Source organism: Cupriavidus sp. GW823-FHT07A04 (assembly GCF_058794615.1).
The window spans coordinates 1-19701 of record NZ_JBXAHA010000041.1 but is presented as its reverse complement, the minus strand read 5'-3'; the positions used below and the strand labels follow the sequence as shown (position 1 = coordinate 19701).

Genomic DNA, 19701 nt, shown 5'->3' with positions numbered 1-19701 from the left:
ACGGACGTGCGGATGACCGCCCCGCAGCCCGGCATATGCCGCCTGTATTGTGACGCAACACCGAGAAAAATAGGCGGCTGGGCGTGACAACGCCGCGCACAGGCGCGGCGTTGTTATCAAAGCCCGTGGTTTCTGTTGCCTTGCTGCAACGGAACCACGGAGGCCTTGCGCGGAGCCTCAAGACATGGACCAAGACATGACTCAAGCGCTGCTTGGGAGCAAGTCCCTGGCTCAGGCTTCGATCAGGATGCGCAGCATACGACGCAGGGGCTCGGCGGCGCCCCACAGCAGCTGGTCGCCGACGGTGAAGGCCGAGAGGTATTCTCCGCCCATCTGCATCTTGCGCAGGCGTCCCACCGGAATGGTCAGGGTGCCGGTCACGGCGGCCGGCGTGAGGTCGGTCATGCTGGCCTCACGGGTATTCGGCACCACCTTGGCCCACTGGTTGTTTTCGGCCAGCATGGCTTCGATCTCATCGAGCGGCACGTCGCGGCGCAGCTTGATGGTCAGCGCCTGCGAATGGCAGCGCATGGCGCCAATGCGCACGCACAGGCCGTCCACGGCGATCGGCGCAGCGCCGGTCGCGCCCAGGAAGCCTTCGCCGCGACCCAGGATCTTGTTGGTCTCGGCGCCGGCCTTCCATTCTTCCTTCGACACGCCGTTGCCCAGGTCCTTGTCGATCCAGGGAATCAGGTTGCCAGCGAGTGGCACGCCGAACTGCTTGGTTTCGTCGGAGGACAGGCCGTGCTGGGTTGCAAGGATGGTGCGGTCGATTTCCAGGATGGCCGATGCCGGGTTATCCAGCAGCGACTTGACCGACGCGTTGAGCGTGCCGAACTGCGTCAGCAGCTCGCGCATGTGCTGCGCGCCACCGCCCGAAGCAGCCTGGTAGGTCATGGACGTCATCCAGTCGATCAGGTCGTGCTGGAACAGGCCGCCCAGGCCCATCATCATGCAGCTGACCGTGCAGTTGCCGCCGATGAAATTCTTGACGCCCTTCGCCAGCGCGTCCTTGATGACACCAAGGTTGACCGGATCCAGCACGATGATGGCATCGTCCTTCATCCGCAGCGAGGACGCCGCGTCGATCCAGTAGCCCTTCCAGCCAGCTGCGCGCAGCTGCGGGAAAATCTCGTTGGTGTAGTCACCGCCCTGGGCGGTGAGGACAACGTCGCACTTCTTCAGCGCTTCGATGTCGTTCGCGTCCTTGAGCTTGGTTTCATTCTTGGCCATGGCCGGAGCCTGGCCGCCAGCGTTGGACGTGCTGAAGAATACGGGCTCGATATGGTCGAAATCGCGCTCTTCCTGCATGCGTTGCATCAGGACGCTGCCGACCATTCCTCGCCAGCCGACGAGACCTACAATCATGACTAACCTCGGATGTGATTTGAACTTCCCCGCGCTTTCCTCGCCCGACGTGACTGCGCGGGGAAGACGAGCAGGCACGACGAACGATCTAGCCGATCGTTTTGGTAGTAATGGTTTTAATCGTCGTTGCGGTAAGCGGGTGGCCGTGCGAACCCAGGCCAACCGGGCTGCGGGTAGCAACCGGGGCGGCGATGGCAGTCGAGGGGGACTGGAAGATTCGGACCATTCGCGAAGTCTACACGATTTTGTGGCGCTGCCACACGGGGGAAATCGGGGACAAATGAAAGAAAAGGCGCCGCATGCGGCGCCTTTTTAACTTTAATGCGGCTTACAGGGCCGCGAGCACGGCCTCGCCCATTTCACGCGTGCCGACTTGCTTGCAGCCCGGCGTCAGGATGTCGCCGGTGCGATAGCCCTGGGCCAGCACCTTCTTGACGGCGTTCTCGATGCGGTCGGCCTGTTCGGCGCGGTTCAGCGAGAAGCGCAGCATCATCGCCGCCGACAGGATGGTGGCCAGCGGATTGGCCACGCCCTTGCCCGCGATGTCCGGAGCGGAGCCGTGCGACGGTTCGTACAGGCCCTTGTTGTTGGCGTCCAGCGAAGCCGACGGCAGCATGCCGATCGAACCCGTCAGCATGGCAGCCTCGTCCGACAGGATGTCGCCGAACATATTGCCGGTGACGATCACGTCGAAGCTCTTGGGCGCCTTGACCAGCTGCATGGCCGCGTTGTCCACGTACATGTGCGACAGCTCGACTTCCGGGTATTCCTTGTGCACGTCAATCACGACGTCCTTCCAGAACTGGAAAGTCTCGAGCACGTTGGCCTTGTCCACGCTGCACAGCCTCTTGCCGCGCTTGGCCGCGGCCTGGAAGGCCACGTGGGCGATGCGGCGGATTTCCGGCTCGCTGTAGCGCATGGTATCGAAGCCTTCGCGTGCGCCCTTGAAAGGACCGTCCGGGGCTTCGCGCATGCCGCGCGGCTGGCCAAAGTAGATGTCGCCGTTCAGCTCGCGCACGATCAGGATGTCCAGGCCGGCCACCAGCTCGGGCTTCAGGCTGGACGCACCAGTCAGTTCCGGATAGCAGATCGCCGGACGGAAGTTGGCGAACAGCTGCAGGTGCTTGCGCAGGCCGAGGATGGCCTGCTCGGGACGCAGCGGGCGATCCAGCTTGTCGTACTTCCAGTCGCCCACGGCGCCGAACAGGATGGCGTCGGCTTCCTGGGCCAGCTTGAGCGTGGCGTCGGGCAGCGGATGGCCGCTGGCCTCGTAGCCGGCGCCGCCCACCGGGGCGGTTTCCATCTCGAATTTTTCGTCGAGCGCGTTCAGGACCTTGACGGCCTCCGCGATGATCTCGGGACCGATGCCGTCACCCGGCAGGACTGCGATTTTCATGCTTTGTCTTCCTTGTTTTGTCTCAGCGTCTCAGCGTACCAGCCGGCCTCAGCCGACCACGCGGTTGTTCAACCACGGCATCCTGGCCACGCGCTCTGCCTCGTACGCCTTGATCTTGTCGGCATGGCGCAGGGACAGGCCGATATCGTCAAAGCCGTTGAGCATGCAGTACTTGCGGAACGGCGCGATGTCGAACGGGTAGCTGTTGCCGCCCGGCGTGACCACCAGTTGCTTATCGAGATCGATGGTCAGCTTGTAGCCGTTGAACGCATTGGTCTCGTTGAAGATGTGGTCGACCTGCAACTCGGTCAGCACCACCGGCAGCAGGCCGTTCTTGTAGCAGTTGTTGAAGAAGATGTCGGCAAAGCTCGGCGCGATCACGGCGCGAAAGCCATATTGCGTCAGCGCCCAGGGAGCGTGCTCGCGCGAGCTGCCGCAGCCGAAGTTGCGGCGGGCCAGCAGGATCGAGGCGCCCTGGTAGCGCGGCTGGTTGAGCACGAAGTCCGGGTTCAGCGGGCGGAGGCTGTTGTCTTGCCCGGGCTGGCCCACATCCTTGTAGCGCCATTCGTCGAACAGGTTCGGGCCAAAGCCGGTGCGCTTGATCGACTTGAGGAATTGCTTGGGGATGATGGCGTCGGTGTCGACGTTCTCGCGGTCCAGCGGCACCGTGAGCCCGCTGTGTACAGTGAACTTGTCCATGGTCGGTTCCTTACTTCTTTGCCGCGCTTTCGAGCGAGCGGCCTGCGGCCTGTGTGTCCTTGCCAAGGCCGGCCATCGTATGGCAGCCGGCCAGTTGCAGCATGCCCAGGCATGCGAGCAACACAATCAGGGCTTGTTTCATGATGAGCCTGCGCGAATTAGCTGAGCTGGCGGATATCGACGAAGTGGCCTTCGATGGCGGCCGCGGCGGCCATCGCCGGGCTCACCAGGTGAGTCCGGCCACCCGCGCCCTGGCGCCCTTCGAAGTTGCGGTTCGAAGTCGACGCGCAGCGCTCGCCCGCCTCCAGGCGGTCGGCGTTCATGGCCAGGCACATCGAGCAGCCCGGCTCGCGCCACTCAAAACCCGCGGCCTTGAAGACCTTGTCCAGCCCTTCACGCTCGGCCTGCTCCTTGACCAGGCCCGAGCCCGGCACCACCATCGCCAGCTTCACGTTGGACGCCACGCGCCGCCCCAGCTTCTGCACGACCCACGCAGCGGCACGCATGTCTTCGATGCGGGAGTTGGTGCAGGAACCGATAAAGACCTTGTCGATCTTGATGCTGTCCACTGGCACGTTGGGCTGCAGGCCCATGTACTCGAGCGCGCGCTCCATGGCGTTGCGCTTGTTCGGGTCTTTTTCCTTCTCGGGATCCGGCACGCGGTCCTCGATGCTGACCACCATCTCGGGCGAGGTGCCCCAGGTCACCTGCGGACGGACCTCTTCCGCGCGCAGCTCGACCACCTGGTCGAAATGCGCACCGGCGTCCGAATGCAGCGTGCGCCAGTAGCCCACAGCCTGCTCCCACTCCACGCCCTGCGGCGAGAACGGGCGGCCCTTGACGTACTCGAGCGTGACATCGTCCACCGCCACCAGGCCAGCGCGCGCGCCCGCCTCGATGGCCATGTTGCACACCGTCATGCGCCCTTCCATGCTCAGGTCGCGAATGGCCGAGCCGGCGAACTCGATGGTGTAGCCGGTGCCGCCCGCGGTGCCGATCTTGCCGATCACCGCCAGCACGATGTCCTTGGCGGTGCATCCGCGCGGCAGCTTGCCTTCCACGCGCACCAGCATGTTCTTGGCCTTCTTGCCCAGCAACGTCTGCGTGGCCAGCACGTGCTCCACCTCGGAGGTGCCGATGCCGTGCGCCAGCGCGCCAAACGCGCCGTGCGTGCTGGTATGCGAATCGCCGCAGACCACCGTCATGCCCGGCAGCGTAGCGCCCTGCTCCGGCCCGATCACGTGCACGATGCCCTGGCGCAGGTCGTTCATCTTGAACTGGGTGATGCCGTACGCGTCGCAGTTGTTATCCAGCGTATCCACCTGCAGCTTCGACACCGGATCGGCAATGCCCTGGCTACGATCCGTGGTCGGCACGTTGTGGTCCGACACCGCCAGGTTGGCGCTGATGCGCCAGACCGGGCGCTGCGCCAGCTTCAGGCCTTCGAACGCCTGCGGGCTGGTGACTTCGTGCAGCAGATGGCGATCGATGTACAGCATCGTGGTGCCGTCATCCTCGACGTGCACGGTGTGGTCATCCCAAAGTTTGTCGTAAAGCGTCTTGGCCATGATGCAGGGGGGGCGGGCCGGGACCGTTTGGTACAGCACGGTTGGCGGCGTCGCGCGGTAGTTTGGGGGATTTTTCGCAGGAACGCGGGCAACGAAATGCGGCTTGCTGCGATGCTTGACTTCACAATCGATTATGCCACAGCGATAGCGCGCGACCGGGCCGTGGCCGGCCTGCGCGGCGGCGGAAATGTAATGTGATTGGCGAAAGGGGGATTTCGCCGATGGCGAAAAGGGGGAATGGCGGGGGTCTTCTCCCGCTCGCCCGCCAGGCGGGTGAGCGGGAGAAAAACTGGGCTCAACCGCCCAGGTAAGCGCTCTTGATGCGGTCGTTGGCCAGCAGGTTGGCGCCGGTGTCCGCCAGCACCACGCGCCCCGTCTCCAGCACATAGCCGCGATCCGCCACGCCCAGCGCCTTGTTGGCGTTCTGCTCGACCAGGAACACTGTGACGCCCTCATCACGAATGGTCCGGATGATGTCGAAGATCTGCGCGATCACCAGCGGTGCCAGGCCGAGCGTGGGCTCGTCCAGCAACAGCAGGCGGGGCCGGCTCATCAGTGCGCGGCCGATGGCCAGCATCTGCTGCTCGCCGCCGGACATGGTGCCGGCGCGTTGCGTGGAGCGCTGCTTGAGCCGTGGGAAGAGCTTATAGACGTGCTCGACGCCCGCCTCGATCTCGTCGCGCTTGCCGAAGAAGGCGCCCATCTTCAGGTTGTCCAGCACCGTCAGGCTGGGAAACACGCGCCGCCCCTCCGGCGAGATCGCCATGCCGAGGCGCATGATCTCGTGCGTGGGACGGCGCGTGATGTCCTGCCCTTCAAACATCACGCGCCCGCTCGACGCGCGCGGCGAACCGCACACGGTCATCATCAACGTGGTCTTGCCAGCGCCGTTGCTGCCGATCAGCGTGACGATCTCGCCCTTGTTCACCTCAATCGATACGCCAGACAGCGCTTCGATCGCGCCGTAATGGGTATGGACTTGTTCCAGCTTCAGCATCAGTCCTCTCCCAGGTAAGCCTTGATCACGCGCGGGTCGTTGCGCACTTCGGCCGGTTTGCCGACCAGGATCGGGCGGCCGTGTTCCATCACCAGGATGCGGTCGGACACGCCCATCACCAGGCTCATGTCATGCTCGATCAGCAGCACCGAGATCTTGTGCTCGCGCCGCAACTGGTCGATCAGCTGCGACAACTCGACCTTTTCTTGCGGGTTGAGGCCGGCAGCCGGCTCGTCAAGCATCAGCAGGCGCGGATTGGTGATCATGCAGCGCGCGATTTCCAGCCGGCGCTGGTGGCCATACGACAGCGTGCCCGCCTCGCGGTTGGCCACGCCGCGCAGCCCCATGCGCTCGAGCCACAACGCGGCGCGCTCCAGCGCCTCGCGCTCGGCGCGGCGATAGGCCGGCGTAGCGAACAGCCCGCGCAACAGCCCGGAGCGTACCTGCAGGTGTTGCGCCACCAGCAGGTTCTCGACCACCGTCAGTTGCTTGAACAGCCGGATATTCTGGAACGTACGCACCAGGCCGCGGCGCGCCACCTGGTGGCTCGGCAGGCGGGCGATCGAATGCCCGTCCAGCATGACCTCGCCGGCGGTGGGCTTATAGAAGCCGCCCACGCAGTTGAACACCGTGGTCTTGCCCGCGCCGTTGGGGCCGATGATGGCGAAGACCTCATCGCGGCGCACGTCGAAATCGATGCCGTCGACCGCCAGCAGGCCGCCGAAGCGCATCTGCAGACCGGAGACTTTCAGCAGTTCCGCTGATTGAACTTGGCTCATTGCGGCAACTCCACATGGGGGCGGCTCGCGGGCAGCAGGCCCTGCGGACGCCACATCATCATCAGCACCATCACCAGGCCGAAAATCAGCATGCGGTATTCGGCGAAGCCGCGTGCCACTTCCGGCAGCGCGGTCAGCAGGATGGCGGCCAGGATCACGCCCAGCTGCGAGCCCATGCCGCCCAGCACCACCACCGCCAGGATCAGCGCGGACTCGATAAAGGTGAACGATTCGGGGTTGACCAGGCCCTGGCGCGCGGCAAAGAACGCGCCGCCCAGGCCGGCAAACGCCGCACCCAGCGTGAACGCCGACAGCTTGATGCGGGTCGGGTTCAGGCCCAGAGAACGGCAGGCGATTTCATCCTCGCGCAAGGCTTCCCATGCGCGGCCCATCGGCATGCGGATCAGCCGGCTGGTGACGAACAGCGTGAAGCCCACCAGCAGCAGCGCCAGCAGGTAGAGGAAGATCACCATGTGCTCGCCGCTGTAGTCCCAGCCCAGCAACTCATGAAAGGTCTTGACGCCTTCCACGCTCGAACTGCGCGCCATCTCGATGCCGAACACGGTCGGCTTCGGGATGCCCGACACGCCATCCGGTCCACCGGTGAGGCTGGTCAGGTTGTTGAGCAGCAGGCGGATGATCTCGCCGAAGCCTAGCGTGACGATGGCCAGGTAGTCGCCGCGCAGCCTCAGCACCGGAAAACCCAGCACGAAGCCGAACAGCGCCGACATGCCGGCGGCGATCGGCAGGCACTCCCAGAAGGTCAGCCCGAAGTATTGGTTGAGCAGCGCGTAGGTGTAGCCGCCAACCGCGTAGAAGCCGACGTAGCCCAGGTCGAGCAGGCCGGCATAGCCCACCACGATATTCAGGCCGAGGCCCAGGATCACGTAGATCAGCGCCAGCGTGGCCACGTCCACCGCGCCGCGCGAGCCGAAGAACGGGAACACCAGGCCAACCGCCAGCAGCAGCCAGATCACCTTGCGCTGCTGGGTCGCGCCCAGCGCGGGCAGGCTCGGCACCTTGACGCCGGCCGTAGCGCGCTGGAACAGCGGCTTGAAGAGCTGGAACAGGAAGACCGCGCCCACCGCCAGCCACACCGGCTGCCAGTGCGGCTCGAGCACGACCTTGTAGCCGTCGAGCTTCAGCTGCAGCCCCAGCACGGGAATGGTCAGGATGGCCGTCATCACTGCCGCGACGATGGCGTTCTTCAGGGTCTGCCCTGCCGGCGCGCCCTGCGCCAAACTGATTGGCGTAGAAATAGCTTGTGTCATAGCGTCCTCACACCTTTTCAACGTCAGGCTTGCCCAGCAGCCCGGTCGGGCGGAACAGCAGGATCAGCACCAGCAGGCCGAACGCCACCACGTCCTTGTACTCGGCCGGCATATAGCCGGAGGCAAAGGTCTCGGCCAAGCCCAGCAGCACGCCGCCGAGCATGGCGCCCGGGATGCTGCCGATGCCGCCCAGTACGGCCGCGGTGAAGGCCTTGATGCCGGCCACGAAGCCGATATACGGGTTGAGCTTGCCGATGGTCAGGCCGATCAGCACGCCGCCCACCGCCGCCAGCATCGCGCCCAGCACGAAGGTGAAGGAGATCACGCGGTTAGTGTCGATGCCGAGCAGGTTGGCCATGCGCATGTCTTCGGCACAGGCACGGCAGGCGCGGCCCATGCGCGAGTGGCCAATAAATAGCGTCAGCGCGATCATCAGCACCAGCGTCACGCCCACGATCAGCAGGCGCGAATACGGCATGGTCACGGTGAAGTCACTGCCCATCTGAAACTCGATGGCGCCGGAGATCAGCACGGGCACAGACACGTCGCGCGCGCCCTGCCCGATCTGCACGTAGTTCTGCAGGAAGATCGACATGCCGATGGCGGAGATCAGCGGCACCAGCCGCGGACCGCCGCGCAGGGGCCGGTAGGCCACGCGCTCCACGGCAAAACCATACAAACCGGTGACCAGGACGGACACCAGCAAGGCGGCGCCCAGCACCAGCGGCAGCGGATAGCCCGCGCTCGCGCCGATGGCGGTGAGCGTCACCAGGCCCACGTAGGCGCCGATCATGTAGATCTCGCCGTGGGCAAAATTGATCATGCCGATGATGCCATAGACCATGGTGTAGCCAATGGCGATCAGCGCATAGATCGCACCCAGCGTCAGGCCATTGACCAGCTGCTGGGTAAACTGTGGAAGGAACTCGTTCATGCGGGAAGCCCCATAACTTTGAAGCTGGAGACGCCGGCGTTGCAGGAGGTGCGCAAGCGCCGGGCCGGCTCCGTAATGCCGGATATGCCCAGGCCCCGGGCGCGGCGGATAAACCGCGCCGGCCGGGCAACCGGACCCCGATACCAAAACGCCCCGCTCAAGCCATGAGCGGGGCGCGCAAAGCCAATGTGCGGCTTAGTTGGCAGCGGTCTTGGTGGCGTCCTTGTGCCAGGTAAACACAACGAACTTGAACGACTTCAGGTCGCCCTGCGCGTCATACTCGACCTTGCCGATCGGAGTCTGGAAGGCGTTCTTGTGCATGTACGCGGCAACCTTGGTCGGATCGGTGCTCTTGGCGCCGGCGATGGCGTCGCCGATGATCTGGACCGCGGCGTAGGCCGGCATCTGGAACGGACCGTTGGCGTCACGCTTCTTGTCGGCGAAGGCCTTGACCAGCGCGGCGTTGGACGGATCGGCGGAGAAGTCGGCCGGCAGCGTGACCAGCATGCCTTCCGAAGACGCGCCGGCGATGGCCGTCACGTCCTTGTTGCCCACGCCTTCAGGACCCATGAAGGTCGCCTTGACGCCCTGCTCGCGCGCCTGGCGCAGCAGCAGGCCCATTTCCGGGTGATAGCCGCCGAAGTAGACGAAGTCCACGCCTTGCGACTTGAGCTTGGTAATGACGGCGGAGTAGTCTGAATCGCCAGCGTTCACGCCTTCGAACACAGCCACGGGGATCTTGGCGGCTTCCAGGTCCTTCTTCACCGACGAGGCAATGCCCTGGCCGTACGACTGCTTGTCGTGCAGGATCGCGACCTTCTTGGGCTTGATCTTGGTGATGATGTACTGGGCAGCAGCCGGGCCTTGCTGGTCGTCGCGGCCGATGGTGCGGAAGATAAACTTGCGCTTCTTGTTTTCGGTCAGCTGCGGCGCGGTGGCCGACGGCGTCACCATGACGATGCCTTCGTTCTCGTAGATGTCCGAAGCCGGGATGGTCGAGCCCGAGCACACGTGGCCGATCACGTAATGGATCTTCTGGCTGACGATCTTGTTGGCTACCGCCACGGCCTGCTTCGGTTCGCAGGCGTCGTCCATCATCACCACTTCGAACTTGTTGCCGCCCGCGCCGCCGGCGGCATTGATCTGCTCGATGGCAGTCAGCGCACCAGCCTTGACCATGTCGCCGTACTGGGCAACGGAGCCGCTCATGGGGCCGGCAATGGCAATCTTGACGGTTTCAGCGTTGGCAGCGGCGCCGAAAGCGCACAGGGCCGTGGCCAGGGAGATGGACGTAAGACGGGACAGCGTCATTCAGGAGCTCCTCGATTATGGTTGGGTCATGGGCTGAGACGGCATGACCTGCGCAATCGAACAACACCCGCGAGCTAAAACCTGGAAAAGACGCCCGAGACGCGGAAGACGGGCCTGCAAGAAATGAAGCGTGTGCGGGGCCCGGCATGTGTCAGCCCTCCTATGCAATCCATGCAACGGAAGACCTTGGTTCGGAAAGACAACGTTGATGCGTTCTCTATTGCGCAGGTGATTCGCCTGCCCCGCTCGCCTCAACGCAGTCCGGAAGGGTGGCCCGGCTGCTGTCGGCAAAGCAGCCCGCATTATAGGGTCAAATTCCGCGCCGGATGGCACATTTGCACAACAAATGAGGATCTTAATGGTAGTAACACAGCACAAATCGTCGGAAATTGGCGTTATCGCCACGTTTCACGCAATGAATCTTTTGCGCCGCACAAGTGCCGGCGAGCTTGGAGGACAAGGCCTTGGCAAGGCCGATGCGTTTGGTATTGCTGCGCCGCCCCAGCGAGCCATTTCGCGTCTTGGCTGGGGGATCAGATCCGTGCACGTGCACGCGCAAAAAACAAAACGCCCCGGCCATGGCCGGGGCGTTTCGTGATGCATACGGCGCCGTGACTGCCAGCGCCGCCTTACCGGGGCATTAACGCGTGCCCATATCCGGCACGTTGCGGCTTGCCGCGCCGTTGAACAGCTGGCGCGGACGGCCGATCTTGTATTCCGGATCGGTGATCATTTCTTCCCACTGCGAGATCCAGCCCGGCGTGCGTGCCAGGGCGAAGATGCAGGTGAACAGCGACGTCGGGATGCCGAGTGCGCGCTGCACGATGCCCGAGTAGAAGTCGACATTCGGATACAGCTTGCGGCTGACGAAGTACTCGTCTTCCAGCGCGATCTTTTCCAGTTCCATGGCGAGCTTGAACAGCGGGTCGTTGTGCAGGCCCAGTTCGTTCAGCACTTCATAGCAGGTTTCGCGCATCAGCTTGGCACGCGGATCGTAGTTCTTGTACACGCGGTGGCCAAAGCCCATCAGGCGCACGCCCGAGTTCTTGTCCTTGACCTGCTTGATGAACTCGGTGATGTTGTCGACGCTACCGATTTCCTCAAGCATCTTGAGGGCGGCTTCGTTGGCGCCACCGTGGGCCGGGCCCCACAGGCAAGCCACGCCGGCGGCGATGGCGGCGAACGGGTTGGTACCCGAGGAGCCAGCCAGGCGCACCGTGGAGGTGGAGGCGTTCTGCTCGTGGTCCGCGTGCAGGATGAAGATGCGGTCGAGCGCGCGCTCGAGCACCGGGTTCACCTTGTACGGGGCGCACGGCGTGGAGAACATCATCTGCATGAAGTTGCCCGAGTAGGACAGGTCGTTCTGCGGATAGATGTACGGCTGGCCGATGTTGTACTTGTAGGCCATGGCGACCAGGGTCGGCATCTTGGCGATCAGGCGGATCGCGGAGATTTCGCGCTGGTGCGGATCATCGATGTCCATGGCGTCGTGGTAGAACGCGCTCATGGCGCCCACCAGGCCCGTCAGGACGGCCATCGGGTGGGCATCGCGGCGGAAGCCGCGCAGGAAGAACTGCATCTGCTCGTGAACCATGGTGTGGTTCATCACGGCGCCCACGAATTCTTCCTTCTGCTTGGCATTGGGCAGTTCGCCCTTGAGCAGCAGGTAACAGGTTTCCAGGTGGTCGCACTTGGTAGCCAGTTGCTCGATCGGGTAGCCGCGGTACAGCAGCTCACCCTTGTCCCCGTCGATGTAGGTGATCTTCGAATTGCACGAAGCCGTCGACATGAAACCGGGGTCATAGGTGAACTTGCCGGTTTGTCCGTACAGCTTGCGAATATCGATTACGTCGGGGCCAACGGTACCCGTATAAATCGGCAGCTCAACGCTGGGGGAACCATCGGAAAACGATAGCGTGGCTTTCACATCGGACGGCGTCATGTCGGTTCCTTCTAATGCTGACTAATAATGTTGACGAAACTCAGACCGAACGCAGCAGGGCAATCACGTGCTGCATCGGGGGCGTGTCGAGCTCACCGTCCAGCTCCTTGCGCGCAAGAAGCAGGTCCATCAACTCGTTGTCGCTCAGCTCGAAGAGTTCGGAGAGCGAGGCCACGTCCTGGTCGGAGAGGCTTTCTTCGTAACGGTTGAAAAAACGTTCGACGATGATGTCGTTCTCCAGGAGGCCGCGCCGCGCGCGCCAGCGCAGTCGTGCACGCCGGTGCGGGTCGGCCTGGTGGGAGAAACTGGGGGAAACACTTTCGGTCATAGGTACCTACTTCCGGCGCGCCGGTCGGGTATGCAGTTTGATAGCCCGGACTGACGCGCCGCTTACAACAACCGCGCAGGATCAGACCGAGCGGCGAACCATCAGCTCTTTGATCTTGCCGATGGCCTTGGTCGGGTTCAACCCCTTCGGGCAAACGTCGACGCAGTTCATGATGCTGTGGCAACGGAACAGGCGGTACGGGTCGTTCAGGTCGTCCAGGCGCTGGCTGGTCGCCTGGTCGCGGCTGTCCGCGATAAAGCGATAGGCTTGCAGCAGGCCGGCCGGGCCGACGAACTTATCCGGGTTCCACCAGAACGACGGGCACGACGTCGAGCAGCTTGCGCACAAGATGCACTCATACAGACCGTCCAGCTCGTCGCGCTCCTCGGGCGACTGCAGGCGCTCTTTCTCGGGCGGCGGCTCGTCGTTGATGAGGTACGGCTTGATCGAGTTGTACTGCTTGAAGAACTGCGTCATGTCGACGATCAGGTCGCGCACCACCGGCAGGCCGGGCAGCGGACGCAAGACGATGCGTTCCGGCAGCTCGAGCATGTTGGTCAGGCAGGCCAGACCGTTCTTGCCGTTGATGTTCATCGCGTCCGATCCGCACACGCCTTCGCGGCACGAGCGGCGGAACGAAATGGTTTCGTCCAGCTTCTTCAGCTTGACCAGCGCGTCCAGCAGCATGCGCTCATGACCGTCGAGCTCGACTTCGTACGTTTGCATGCGGGGGGCTGCATCCTTGTCCGGGTCGTAGCGGTAGACTTCGAAAATACGCTTCATTTCTGTGGGTCCTGTGGGTCCTACGCGGTGCTTAGAAGGTCCGGGCCTTGGGAGGAACGCTTTCCACCGTCAGCGGGTTCATCTTCACCGGCTTGTAGTCGAGGCGGTTGCCTTCGCTGTAGAACAGCGTGTGCTTGAGCCAGCTCTCGTCGTCGCGATTCGGGAAGTCGCTGTGCGCGTGCGCACCGCGGGATTCCTTGCGGGCAGCTGCCGAAATCATGGTGGCCTTGGCCACTTCCACCAGGTTGGCCACTTCCAGGGCTTCCACCAGTGCGGTGTTGAAGACCTTGGACTTGTCCTTCAGATGGATGTTGTCAGCACGTTCCGCCACTTCGAGGATGCGCTCGACGCCTTCGTCCATCAGCTTCTGCGTACGGAACACGCCCGCATGCGACTGCATGTTCTTGCGGATGTCGTTGGCCACGTCCTGGGTGTATTCGCCCGACGACGACGATTGCAGCTTGGCCAGGCGCGACATGGCGCGGTCGGCAGCATCGGCCGGCAGCGGCTTGTGCTCTTTCTGCTTGATCGAGGTCGCCGCGATGTGGTTGCCGGCCGCGCGGCCGAACACCACCAGGTCCAGCAGCGAGTTGGTGCCCAGGCGGTTGGCGCCGTGCACCGACACGCAGGAGCATTCGCCGATCGCGTAGAAACCGTTGATGACTTCGTTGGGGTTGCCGTTCTTCGGCGCCACCACCTGGCCATTGATATTGGTCGGGATACCGCCCATCTGGTAATGGATGGTCGGCACCACCGGGATCGGTTCCTTGATCGCGTCGACGTTGGCGAACTTGACGCCGATCTCGCGGATCGACGGCAGGCGCTTCATGATGGTGTCGGCCCCGACGTGCGTCAGGTCCAGCAGCACGTAGTCGCCGTTCGGGCCACAACCGCGGCCTTCCTTGATTTCCTGGTCCATCGAGCGCGAGACGAAGTCGCGCGGCGCCAGATCCTTCAGCGTCGGCGCATAGCGCTCCATGAAGCGCTCGCCGTCCTTGTTACGCAGGATACCGCCTTCCCCGCGCACGCCTTCGGTGATCAGCACGCCCGCGCCGGCCACGCCGGTCGGGTGGAACTGCCAGAACTCCATGTCTTCCAGCGGCACGCCTGCGCGCGCTGCCATGCCCAGGCCGTCACCGGTGTTGATGAAGGCATTGGTCGACGCGGCGTAGATACGGCCGGCGCCGCCGGTGGCGAACAGCGTGGTCTTGGCCTCGAGGATGTAGACCTCGCCGGTTTCCATTTCCAGCGCGGTCACGCCCAGCACGTCGCCGTCGGCGTCGCGGATCAGGTCCAGCGCCATCCACTCGACGAAGAAGTGCGTCTTGGCACGCACATTACGCTGGTACAGCGTGTGCAGCAGTGCGTGGCCGGTACGGTCGGCAGCCGCGCAAGCGCGCTGGACCGGCTTCTCGCCGTAGTTCGACGTATGGCCGCCGAACGGACGCTGGTAGATGGTGCCGTCGGCGTTACGGTCGAACGGCATGCCGAAGTGCTCGAGCTCGTAGACGACCTTGGGGGCTTCACGGCACATGAATTCGATTGCGTCCTGGTCGCCCAGCCAATCGGAACCCTTGATGGTGTCGTAGAAGTGATAGTGCCAGTTGTCCTCGCTCATGTTGCCGAGCGAAGCGCCAATGCCACCCTGCGCCGCCACGGTGTGCGAGCGCGTCGGGAAAACCTTGGAGAGCACGGCGACATTCAGGCCGGCTTCCGCGAGCTGGAGGGATGCGCGCATCCCAGCGCCGCCCGCCCCGACGATGACCACGTCAAAGCGACGACGCGGCAATCCTGTCTTGACTGCGACCATTTATTACACCCTCCAGAGAATCTGAGCTGCGTAGCCCGCACAACCGACGAGCCACAGAATCGTAAGAACTTGCAGCACGAGGCGCACTGCCATCGGCTTCACATAGTCCATCCAGATGTCGCGCACGCCAATCCAGGCGTGATACAGCAGCGACAGGATGGTGAGGAACGTGATGATCTTCATCCACTGGTTGGAGAAGAGACCTGCCCACGCTTCGTAGGAAGCGCCGTTCGAGAGCAGGAAGGCGACTGCCAGCACGATGGTGAAGACCACCATGATGACAGCGGTGACGCGCTGCGCGAGCCAGTCTTTGAGACCGTAGTGCGCACCGACGACCAGACGCTTGGGACCGATATTATTATTTGCCACGTTGACTCTCTCCTCAGAACAGGCCGAACAGCTTCAGGCCGAACACAGCGGTGAGCAACAGGCTGATGATCAGCACGGCAACAGCGGACTTCGCCGAAGCGGGCTTGGTCACGCCAACGTGCACGTCGAGCAGCAGGAAACGGATGCCGGCGCAGAAGTGGTGCAGGTAACCCCAGATCAGAGCCAGCAGAACCAGCTTGACGAAGCCGCCGGACAGAAGCGCCGAGAACTTTGCGAAGCTCAGTTCGGAAGTGACGCTCTGCTCGAAGAGATACAGGACGAAAGGAAGGAGGAGGAACATCAGAGCGCCGCTTGCGCGATGCAGGATGGACACCTTGCCGGCCCAGGGCAACCTGTAACGCGCCAGCTGCGTCACATGGATGTTCCTGAACTCCGGCCTGGCTTGTTTGGCTTCAGCCATTGCTAGACCCCATTTGCGGTAAACAAAAAACGAAACTTCTGAGCGCCCTGGATGCAAATGGATGCAGCCGGAGCAAATCCCGATAATTTTAGCGCCTTTGTTGCGCGGCGCACCAATAATTTTCAGCTATCGCGCACCAACATGGCGTGCCCGACAATCGCACGCAACCATGCCGCGAGGTAATCATCCCTGCTTTGCGCAACAGCGGCGGCTGCCGTGGCTGCAACAGCAATAATCGACATGGATTGCATTCCGGCGTATCAGCTCAAATCGTTCTGATAATAGTGCCGGGTGGTTACATACAGGCCGCGGCGGACTTCGACGGGCCGGTCGCCATAGGTGAACGAGACGCGCTCGACAGACAAAAGCGGCGTGCCCGCATCCACGGACAACAGCGACGCGGTGGCCTGGTCAGCGGCCACCGCGCGGATTTTTTCGCTCGCCCGGATCATGCGCGTGCCGAACTCGGCCTCGAACAGCGCATACATCGGGCCCTTCCATTCGGTCAGCTTCTCGGCCGTCAGGCCCTTGAAGTTGGTGCCCAGCAGCCAGATTTCGTCCAGCACGGTCGGCTCGCCGGAGAAAAACAGCACGCGGCGGATCTGCACCACGCCATCGCCGGTGCGGATGTCGAGAAGGCGTGCGATTTCGGCCGGCGCGCGCAGGCGCTTGCATTCCAGCACCTGGCTGGCCCCATAATGGGGCTCGCCCTCGTCCGGCACCAGACGCAGGAAGCGGAACTTCACGCCATCCTCGTGGTGCGTCGTGACAAACGTACCCTTGCCCTGGCGGCGCGCCACCAGGTTCTCGGCTGCGAGTTCGTCGATGGCCTTGCGCACGGTGCCCTGGCTGACCTTGTAGCGGGCCGCCAGGTCCATTTCACTGGGGATCATGTCGCCGGGCTTCCATTCACCGGACTGCAGGCTCTGCGTGATGAGCGCCTTGATCTGCTGGTAGAGTGGGCTGAATGTTGGCGAGGCCGCCGCCGCGGACGGCTGCGTCCCGGCGCCGGACGTAGCGGCGCCGTTATCCTGCACTGCAGCAACGGCAGTGCCGGCGAGGGACGGGGGCAGGGATGACATAGGCGAATTTCACCACAAAACGAGGAAGCACGTCCAGCCCGCCATCAAATGTCTTATGTCTTATATAAGACATATGAATTGACAACACAAATGGGCAGGCCTACACTCCCGCAGGTTTCACGCCTGCACCCGCTCTGGATACGGCACCCCTCTTCGCAGTAGACTTACGCTTTGTCGCACCCCATGACCCGTTGTGGCTCTCTCCAGTCGGTACCGCTAGCAGCGCGCCGGCGGATTGCCGCTTGCCGCCGTGGCGACAAACCCGCAACCGGTGACGTCCGGACTACCCTCCGGCCAGACACCGACCAGTTTCCCCCTCTTCTTGTTTGGAGAATTACTCATGGCTAAAGCCCCAATGCGCGTCGCAGTCACCGGCGCCGCTGGCCAGATCGGCTACTCCCTGCTGTTCCGCATCGCCAATGGCGACATGCTTGGCAAAGACCAGCCGGTCATCCTCCAATTGCTCGACCTCCCGCAAGCCCAGGCCGCCGTCAAGGGCGTGGTGATGGAACTGGAAGATTGCGCATTCCCGCTGCTGGCCGGCGTGGTGATCACCGACGACCCCAAGGTCGCGTTCAAGGACGCCAACGTCGCGCTGCTGGTCGGTGCCCGTCCGCGTAGCAAGGGCATGGAACGCAAGGACCTGCTCGAAGCCAACGCACAGATCTTCACGGTGCAAGGCAAGGCGCTGGACGAAGTCGCCGCCCGCGACATCAAGGTGCTGGTGGTCGGCAACCCGGCCAACACCAACGCCTACATCGCGATGAAGTCGGCTCCGAGCCTGCCCAAGGAGAACTTCACCGCGATGCTGCGCCTGGATCACAATCGTGCCCTGTCGCAAATCGCCGCCAAGACCGGCAAGCCGGTCGCGTCGATCGAGAAGATGTTCGTCTGGGGCAACCACAGCCCGACCATGTACGCCGACTACCGCTACGCGACCGTCGACGGCCAGAGCGTCAAGGACCTGATCAACGACCACGCCTGGAACAACGACGTGTTCCTGCCGACCGTTGGCAAGCGCGGCGCCGCCATCATCGAAGCCCGTGGCCTGTCGTCGGCAGCTTCGGCCGCCAACGCTGCCATCGACCACGTGCATGACTGGGTCCTGGGCTCGAACGGCAAGTGGGTCACCATGGGCATCCCGTCGGACGGTTCGTACGGCATCCCCGAAGACACCATGTTCGGCTTCCCGGTGACCACCGCCAACGGCAAGTACGAAATGGTCAAGGGCCTCGAAGTCGACGCCTACAGCCAGGAAAAGATCAATATCACGCTCAAGGAACTGGAAGAAGAGCGTGCCGGCGTGCAGCATCTGCTCGGCTGATCCAGGATCCAGGCAGCGCCAATGACTAGACCGGAGCCTCGCATCGATTCACGAATCGGCGCAGGCTCCGGTTTTTTCATTCTGGCGCCCCGCCCCTTCCTCCCTCAACCGCTATTCGATTGAATAAAGTGCATCCTTCCGAGGTCTTGTTCCAGGGCGAAGCCATTCCGACGCAACTGCCGGTCTGCGACCACTATGCCGGCAACGAAAAGCTGATGCTGAAATCGCTTGCCCTGCAGCAAGAGCTTGGGCCCGTCTTCGATATCACCTTCGACTGCGAAGACGGCGCCGCCGTCGGGCTGGAGCGCGAGCACGCCGAATTGTGCGCACGCCTCATCAACAGCCCGCAAAACCACTTCAACCGCGTGGGCGTGCGCATCCATGACCCGGCGCACCCCTGTTGGCGCCAGGACATCGACATCCTGGTGGGCAGCGCCGGCGCCCGGCTGGCCTATGTGGTGGTGCCCAAGGTGACCGATGTGGTCGAGGTCGCGCGCGTCACAGACCACGTGAACCAGGCGGCCCGCGCCGCCGGCATCGCACGGCACATCCCTATTCATGTGCTGATAGAGACGCATGCCGCATTGGACCAGGTATTCGATATCGCCCGCCTCGTGCAGGTGGAATGTCTCAGCTTCGGGCTGATGGATTTCGTTTCCGCCCACCACGGCGCCATCCCGGGCGACGCCATGCGCTCGCCGCAGCAGTTCGAGCACCCGCTGATCCGGCGCGCCATGCTGGAGATCTCGGCCGCCTGCCATCGGTACGGCAAGGTGCCCTCGCATAACGTCAGCACCGATATCGAGCAGCCATCCCGCGCCGGAGACGATGCCCTGCGCGCTCGGGCCGAATTCGGCTACCTGCGCAAGTGGAGCATCCACCCGAGCCAGATCCAGCCGATCGTGGCGGCCTTCCGCCCCAGCGGCACGGAGATTGGCGCGTCCAGCGAGATCCTGCTGGCCGCCTACGAGAACAACTGGGCGCCGATCCGCCACCAGGGCCAGTTGCACGACCGGGCCAGCTACCGGTACTACTGGTCGCTGCTGCAGCGGGCGCACGCCACCGGTGCTGATTTGCCCGGCACGGTGCTCGAACGCTTCTTTGCTTGAACGTTGCCTGGCGCGCGCCAGGCGATGACCACGGTGTGCCACAGGATCGACCCCGCGCTTGGCTCGGGCAAGAGACCAGACAGGAAACGCGATGTCAGAGCAGCAGCCAGTCCCGCAGAACGGCCCGAAGCCCAAGAAATCCGTCGCCCTGTCGGGCGTGACCGCCGGCAATACCGCGCTGTGCACGGTCGGCCGTACCGGCAACGACCT

General features: G+C 63.4%; 19 protein-coding genes and 1 pseudogene. 3 read left to right on the top strand and 17 right to left on the bottom strand.

What is annotated here, in order from left to right:
- Positions 1-231: 231 nt before the first annotated feature.
- The 17 genes from asd to AC1Q7Q_RS39645 all read right to left on the bottom strand — a co-directional run bounded on the left by asd (position 232) and on the right by AC1Q7Q_RS39645 (position 17058).
- A complete protein-coding gene (gene asd / locus AC1Q7Q_RS39725; RefSeq protein ID WP_492376531.1) occupies positions 232-1368 on the bottom strand; it encodes an aspartate-semialdehyde dehydrogenase in 1137 nt (378 codons plus the stop codon).
- Between the two features lie 328 nt (positions 1369-1696).
- Positions 1697-2764, bottom strand: a complete 1068-nt coding sequence (gene leuB / locus AC1Q7Q_RS39720) for a 3-isopropylmalate dehydrogenase (RefSeq protein WP_492376532.1) — start codon at positions 2762-2764, stop codon at positions 1697-1699.
- Positions 2765-2812: 48 nt separating this feature from the next.
- Positions 2813-3463: a 3-isopropylmalate dehydratase small subunit gene (gene leuD / locus AC1Q7Q_RS39715; RefSeq protein ID WP_492376533.1), complete on the bottom strand. Its 651-nt coding sequence runs from the start codon at positions 3461-3463 to the stop codon at positions 2813-2815.
- Positions 3464-3473: 10 nt separating this feature from the next.
- A complete protein-coding gene (locus AC1Q7Q_RS39710) occupies positions 3474-3605 on the bottom strand; it encodes an entericidin A/B family lipoprotein (protein WP_006161612.1) in 132 nt (43 codons plus the stop codon).
- A 16-nt stretch (positions 3606-3621) separates the two neighbouring features.
- Positions 3622-5031: a 3-isopropylmalate dehydratase large subunit gene (gene leuC / locus AC1Q7Q_RS39705; RefSeq protein ID WP_174428408.1), complete on the bottom strand. Its 1410-nt coding sequence runs from the start codon at positions 5029-5031 to the stop codon at positions 3622-3624.
- A 295-nt stretch (positions 5032-5326) separates the two neighbouring features.
- Complete coding sequence (locus tag AC1Q7Q_RS39700; RefSeq protein ID WP_043348012.1) at positions 5327-6028, bottom strand: ABC transporter ATP-binding protein; 702 nt, start codon at positions 6026-6028, stop codon at positions 5327-5329.
- Positions 6028-6807, bottom strand: a complete 780-nt coding sequence (livG, locus tag AC1Q7Q_RS39695; protein ID WP_043348014.1) for a high-affinity branched-chain amino acid ABC transporter ATP-binding protein LivG — start codon at positions 6805-6807, stop codon at positions 6028-6030. Before livG ends, AC1Q7Q_RS39700 begins: the two co-directional genes overlap by 1 nt.
- Entirely contained in the window at positions 6804-8078 is a 1275-nt protein-coding gene (locus tag AC1Q7Q_RS39690) for a high-affinity branched-chain amino acid ABC transporter permease LivM (RefSeq protein WP_492376495.1), read from the bottom strand. Before AC1Q7Q_RS39690 ends, livG begins: the two co-directional genes overlap by 4 nt.
- A gap of 7 nt (positions 8079-8085) precedes the next feature.
- Positions 8086-9012 (bottom strand): high-affinity branched-chain amino acid ABC transporter permease LivH, encoded by a 927-nt coding sequence (livH, locus tag AC1Q7Q_RS39685; RefSeq protein ID WP_006161617.1) that lies wholly within the window; start codon positions 9010-9012, stop codon positions 8086-8088.
- Positions 9013-9207: 195 nt separating this feature from the next.
- Positions 9208-10323, bottom strand: a complete 1116-nt coding sequence (locus AC1Q7Q_RS39680) for a branched-chain amino acid ABC transporter substrate-binding protein (protein ID WP_150993326.1) — start codon at positions 10321-10323, stop codon at positions 9208-9210.
- A 640-nt stretch (positions 10324-10963) separates the two neighbouring features.
- Complete coding sequence (gene gltA, locus AC1Q7Q_RS39675) at positions 10964-12265, bottom strand: citrate synthase (RefSeq protein WP_006161619.1); 1302 nt, start codon at positions 12263-12265, stop codon at positions 10964-10966.
- A 40-nt stretch (positions 12266-12305) separates the two neighbouring features.
- A complete protein-coding gene (locus tag AC1Q7Q_RS39670; protein ID WP_006161620.1) occupies positions 12306-12593 on the bottom strand; it encodes an FAD assembly factor SdhE in 288 nt (95 codons plus the stop codon).
- A gap of 81 nt (positions 12594-12674) precedes the next feature.
- The gene (locus AC1Q7Q_RS39665; protein ID WP_043348027.1) at positions 12675-13376 is read right to left on the bottom strand and encodes a succinate dehydrogenase iron-sulfur subunit; all 702 of its coding nucleotides are present in this window, start codon (positions 13374-13376) and stop codon (positions 12675-12677) included.
- 31 nt (positions 13377-13407) lie between these two features.
- Positions 13408-15186 carry a succinate dehydrogenase flavoprotein subunit gene (gene sdhA / locus AC1Q7Q_RS39660; protein ID WP_043348030.1) on the bottom strand — a complete coding sequence of 593 codons (1779 nt, stop codon included), beginning with the start codon at positions 15184-15186 and terminating at the stop codon, positions 13408-13410.
- Positions 15187-15189: 3 nt separating this feature from the next.
- Complete coding sequence (sdhD, locus tag AC1Q7Q_RS39655; RefSeq protein WP_043348033.1) at positions 15190-15555, bottom strand: succinate dehydrogenase, hydrophobic membrane anchor protein; 366 nt, start codon at positions 15553-15555, stop codon at positions 15190-15192.
- A gap of 13 nt (positions 15556-15568) precedes the next feature.
- On the bottom strand, positions 15569-15976 hold the full coding sequence (sdhC, locus tag AC1Q7Q_RS39650; protein ID WP_150993516.1) for a succinate dehydrogenase, cytochrome b556 subunit: 408 nt from the start codon (positions 15974-15976) through the stop codon (positions 15569-15571).
- 260 nt (positions 15977-16236) lie between these two features.
- Entirely contained in the window at positions 16237-17058 is an 822-nt protein-coding gene (locus tag AC1Q7Q_RS39645) for a GntR family transcriptional regulator (RefSeq protein ID WP_183033200.1), read from the bottom strand.
- Between the two features lie 340 nt (positions 17059-17398).
- Here AC1Q7Q_RS39645 and AC1Q7Q_RS39640 point away from each other — a divergent pair, with 340 nt between their 5' ends.
- From AC1Q7Q_RS39640 to AC1Q7Q_RS39630, 3 genes and pseudogenes are all read left to right on the top strand, one after another.
- On the top strand, positions 17399-18382 hold the full coding sequence (locus AC1Q7Q_RS39640; protein WP_150993520.1) for a malate dehydrogenase: 984 nt from the start codon (positions 17399-17401) through the stop codon (positions 18380-18382).
- A gap of 128 nt (positions 18383-18510) precedes the next feature.
- Complete coding sequence (locus AC1Q7Q_RS39635; protein WP_492376494.1) at positions 18511-19491, top strand: HpcH/HpaI aldolase/citrate lyase family protein; 981 nt, start codon at positions 18511-18513, stop codon at positions 19489-19491.
- A gap of 91 nt (positions 19492-19582) precedes the next feature.
- Positions 19583-19701: pseudogene (locus AC1Q7Q_RS39630) on the top strand (2-methylcitrate synthase); the annotation flags it as partial.